Source organism: Nocardioides sp. (assembly GCF_035429765.1).
GTDB lineage: Bacteria > Actinomycetota > Actinomycetes > Propionibacteriales > Nocardioidaceae > Nocardioides.
This window is the reverse complement of record NZ_DAOMFK010000230.1, coordinates 1-4,425: the sequence shown is the minus strand read 5'-3', so window position 1 is coordinate 4,425 and position 4,425 is coordinate 1. Positions and strand designations below refer to the sequence as shown.

Genomic DNA, 4,425 nt, shown 5'->3' with positions numbered 1-4,425 from the left:
CGCGCGGGCCGCACCGCCGCGCTCCCCCGCCCCGAGGCCGACCCGGCGGCGGCGGGCGTGGGGCGCCAGCGACGCCGGGGTCCCGGCGAGGTAGGCGGAGGTGAACACGTCGGTCATGGGCGGACTCGGCTCGACGGAGCCGACCCTCCAGCGTGCCCCGGGCACGCCCCTCCCGGCAAGCCCCTCTGGGCACGCACCCCTCGACAAGCACGGCGGCCGGCGCGCACGCTGGGCGGATGAGCGACTTCGACCCCGGACCGCCCGCGGCCCTGGCCCGGCACTTCGCCGCCGTACCCGGGTACCGGCCTGAGGACCAGCCACTGTTCTGGTACGACTGGGGGCCGGTGTTCTACCGGGGACGTCTCAACGGCACCGCACGGCTGCTGGCCATCGCCTCGGACCCGGGGCCGACCGAGCGCGTCGTCGGACGCACCCTGGTGGGCGACGCCGGGCAGCGGGTCCAGGGGTTCCTGACCAAGGTGGGCCTGACCCGAAGCTATGCACTGGTCAATGCCTTCGCCTGGGCGGTGCATCCCTCGCAGTCCTCGCGCGCGCGGCGGCTGCTGTCCGAGCCGGAGCACCTGTCATGGCGCAACCGGCTGCTGGACCTGGTCACCGGACCGGCGCTGCAGGCGGTGGTGGCCTTCGGAGAGAACGCGCAAGCCGCCCTCGGCCTGTGGGCGGGCGTCCCGCAGGTGCCGGTGTTCGAGCTTCCGCACCCGTCGGCGCACGACACGGCGGACCTGCTCGAGCGGTGGCGCTCGGCGCTGCCGACGATCCGGTCCGCGGTGACCCCCGACCCGGACGGCGACAACACCGGGCCCACCTACGGGGACGGGTTCGAGGAGTCCGACTACGCGGCCATCCCCCGCGCCGACCTTCCCTTCGGGCTGCCCGGCTGGGTGGGTGACGACCGCTGGGGCAGGCTGGCCAGCCCGCCCCACCGCAACAGCGTGCACCGGCCCGCCGAGGACCCCGACCACACGCTGGTCTGGCGTGCCCCGAGTGGCCTCACCCCTCCGGGCTGAGCCGCGCGGCGTGGTAGGTCGCGACGAGCGCGCGGTGGTCCGAGCCGGTGGTCAGCAGGAGGACCTCGTCCGCCGGCCCCGGGCCGTGCACGTCGTCGATCCTCCGGTTCCCCAGGGTCCCGCCCGACGAGGTGGGTCGGCCCTCCCACGCCGACACCAGCCCACCCAGCGCGAAGCCGTGGACGTTGGAGTCGCCCACGGCGTACACCTCGTGACCCAGGGCGAGCAGCTCCGCGACGACGCGCTGGAGGGCCTGGGTCTCGCGGCGGTGCCTGGCCACCAGCCGCGGCCGCTGCGGGTGGTCCACGCCGCGCTTCTGCACCCCCGGCACCAGGTGGAAGCTGATCAGGGTGACCGGGCGCCCGGTCGCCCGGTCCCGCACCGTGGCCACCGCGGCGAAGCGGGGCGGCTCCAGCCCGAGCGGCCGGCTCGGGCTCTCGGCGCGTCCCGGTCCGCTGAGCAGGACGACCCGGCGACCTTCCGGGCGGTACCGGTCGGTGCGGATCCCAGTCACGCACTCACCGAACCACGGCGCGAACCAGTGGTAGCCCGCACCGGCCTCACCCAGCAGCCTGCGCCGGGCGATCGTCCACTCCTGCAGCCCGACCAGGTCGGGACCGGTCTCGAGGACCGTACCCAGCGCCTGGCGGGCCTCGTCCGCGCCCAGGGAGTACTTGACGTTCGCGGTGGTCACCCGCGTGGGAGGTCTCATCGCGCCCAGTCTCGCACCGTAGAGTGCCCAGGACAGGAGAAGGAGACCCCATGACCGCCACGCACCCCTCGACGGCTCCGCAGCAGCACGGGTCGACTGCCGGCGCCAGGTCCGGTGACCTGTGGGCCGTCGTCCTGGGCGCCGCGCTGGCCGGCCTGGGGTTCACCGTCGTCCAGATCATGGAGAAGATCACGATCCTGAAGGATCCGGGTGCCACGCTCTCCTGCGACCTGAGCACCACGGTCTCCTGCACCGACGTGCTCAACGCCTGGCAGTCCTCCGTGCTGGGCCCGCCCAACGCCCTGATCGGTGCGGTCATGTTCGCGCTGCTGGGCTCCGCGGCGCTGGCGGGGTTCCTGGGCAGCGAGCTGAGCCGGTCCTACCTCGCCACCATGTGGGGCCTGGCGGTGTTCTTCCTCAGCTTCGCCACCTGGTTCATGTACGAGACCGCGTTCAGCATCGGCCGGCTGTGTCCCTGGTGCATCGGGATCACCACCGCGGTGGTGGTGATCTGCGCGGCCCTGACCCGTCTTGCCGACCGTCATGACGCCTTCGGCGACACCGGGTTCGGACGCCGGGTGTCCGGAGCGGTGCGGTCGCGGCTCGACCTGGTGGTCTGGGCGGTGTGGTGGGTGGTCATCGCAGGCTTCCTGCTGGTCGGCCTCGCGTTCTGAGGGCCTAGACGCATGGGTCCGGAGGCCACCACCGTCTTCCTGCTGGTGCTCATCGGGCGGTTCGTCCTCCCGCTGTTCATCCCGCGGTACCCACTGCCGGCCATCCTGGCCTGCCTGGTGCTGGACGGGGTCGACCAGACGATCTTCCAGAGCTTCGGCTTCGACCCGCCGGGTTACCAGGGCTACGACAAGGCGATGGACGTCTACTACCTCTCCGTCGCCTACCTGGCGACGATGCGGAACTGGGTCAGCCAGCCCGCGTTCGGAGTGGCGCGGTTCCTGTTCTTCTACCGGATGGTGGGCGTGGTCGTCTTCGAGCTGAGCCAGCTGCGGATCATGCTGCTGGTCTTCCCCAACACCTTCGAGTACTTCTTCATCGCCTACGAGGCGGTGCGGACCCGCTGGAACCCGCTTCGCCTCGACCGCCGTGCGTGGATCGGCGTCGCGGCCGCGATCTGGGTGTTCGTCAAGCTGCCTCAGGAGTACTGGATCCACGTCGCGCAGCTCGACCTCACCGACACCATGCGTGACGTGCCCTGGTTCACGCCGCTCCTGGTGGTGGTGCTGCTCGTGCTGGCTGCCGTGCTGTGGTTCGTCGTCCGGCCCCGGCTCGTGGCCCCGGACTGGGGCTGGCGGATCGCCGCCGACCCGCTGCCCGCAGGCCTGGACACGCGCGAGGAGTGGCTGACCTGGTTCGCCCGCACCCGGGTGCTGTCGGTCGACACGCTGGAGAAGGTCGTCATGGTCGGTCTGCTCAGCGTGATCTACGCCGAGGTCCTGCCCGGGGTGGACACGGGGTCACTCCGGCTGTTCGTGGGCCTGGCCGTCATCATCGTCATCAACAGCGCCATCAGCCTGTGGGCCGCGAACCGCTCGCGCAGCCTCGACTCGCTGACCGCCGCCTTCCTCGGCCGGGTGCTGATCAACGCCGCGCTGATCCTGGGCACGTTCTGGCTGTCGGGCCGGGAGCTCGGCGACGTCCGGTGGGGAGGCGTGCTGTTCTTCGTCCTCCTGCTGAGCCTGCTCACCACGATGCACGACCGCTACAGCCCCGTCCGCGCTGTCCGGCGGGCGACTCCCTCGGTGGGCGCGCAGGCCGACGCATAGCCTCGCGACGGACCGGGTACCCGGTGGCATGGTCGCAGTGACGAGCACCCGGGCGGCGAGCCAGGCGGCCGACAGCGCCTGGCTGGAGTGGGTCGTCCGGGTGGGACTCCTCGGCTACGGCGTCGTGCACCTGCTGGTCGCCTGGCTGGCGCTCCAGCTGGCGTTCGGGCAGCGGAGCGGCTCCCCCAGCCAGCAGGGGGCGCTGCACGAGATCGCCCGCCAGCCAGCCGGCGCGGTGTGGCTCTGGGTGGTCGCTGTGGGCTTCCTCGGGCTGGCCGTGTGGCAAGCCATCGAGGCGCTCTGGGGCCACCACCGCGAGCACGGCGGCAAGCGGCTCCTCAAGCGCGTCGGGTCGGCCGGCCGGGTCGGCGTCTACGGCGCCCTGGGCTACAGCGCCGCACGGGTCGCGAGCGGTGCCGGCTCCGGCTCCGCCGGCGACTCGCTGACCGCACGGCTGATGGCCCAGCCGTTCGGCCGGTGGCTGGTGGCGGCCGTCGGGGTGCTGGTGGTCGTGGTCGCGATCTCCCAGGCCAAGCGGGGCTGGACGCGGTCGTTCACCAAGGACCTCGCCGGTCCTCCCGCCGGCCCCCTCGGCACGGCAGTCGTCCGTGTCGGCCAGGCCGGCTACCTGGCCAAGGCGGTGGCTTTCGCCGTGGTGGGAGCGCTGTTCGTGTGGGCCGCCTGGACCTACGACCCCGACAAGGCCGGGGGGCTCGGCGCGTCCCTGGCCACCTTGCGCGAAGCCGGACCGGGTCCGTGGCTGCTGGCGGTCGTCGCGGTCGGGATCGGCTGCTTCGGCGTCTACTGCTTCGCCTGGGCGAGGTACGCCGACACCAGCGCCTGAGTCGCCCCACCTCCGGACGCGGGGCTCATGTGCGTCGGGTGAAGCTGATGGTGTGGTCGG

At 72.6% G+C, this 4,425-nt stretch carries 5 protein-coding genes; 4 read left to right on the top strand and 1 reads right to left on the bottom strand.

Annotated features, from left to right (window positions below):
* Window positions 1-236: 236 nt before the first annotated feature.
* Window positions 237-1,028 (top strand): uracil-DNA glycosylase family protein, encoded by a 792-nt coding sequence (locus PLP61_RS15150; protein ID WP_324503592.1) that lies wholly within the window; start codon window positions 237-239, stop codon window positions 1,026-1,028.
* On the opposite strand, the gene PLP61_RS15145 is transcribed toward PLP61_RS15150, so the two are convergent.
* The gene (locus tag PLP61_RS15145) at window positions 1,012-1,740 is read right to left on the bottom strand and encodes an exonuclease/endonuclease/phosphatase family protein (protein WP_324503591.1); all 729 of its coding nucleotides are present in this window, start codon (window positions 1,738-1,740) and stop codon (window positions 1,012-1,014) included. The genes PLP61_RS15150 and PLP61_RS15145 overlap by 17 nt on opposite strands.
* Before the next feature lie 50 nt (window positions 1,741-1,790).
* Here PLP61_RS15145 and PLP61_RS15140 point away from each other — a divergent pair, with 50 nt between their 5' ends.
* Genes PLP61_RS15140 through PLP61_RS15130 form a run of 3 tightly spaced genes read left to right on the top strand, consistent with a single transcriptional unit; the run spans window position 1,791 to window position 4,365 of the window.
* Window positions 1,791-2,414: a vitamin K epoxide reductase family protein gene (locus PLP61_RS15140; protein WP_324503589.1), complete on the top strand. Its 624-nt coding sequence runs from the start codon at window positions 1,791-1,793 to the stop codon at window positions 2,412-2,414.
* A 12-nt stretch (window positions 2,415-2,426) separates the two neighbouring features.
* On the top strand, window positions 2,427-3,521 hold the full coding sequence (locus PLP61_RS15135) for a hypothetical protein (protein ID WP_324503587.1): 1,095 nt from the start codon (window positions 2,427-2,429) through the stop codon (window positions 3,519-3,521).
* Window positions 3,522-3,549: 28 nt separating this feature from the next.
* On the top strand, window positions 3,550-4,365 hold the full coding sequence (locus tag PLP61_RS15130; RefSeq protein WP_324503586.1) for a DUF1206 domain-containing protein: 816 nt from the start codon (window positions 3,550-3,552) through the stop codon (window positions 4,363-4,365).
* The last annotated feature ends 60 nt before the right edge of the window (window positions 4,366-4,425 follow it).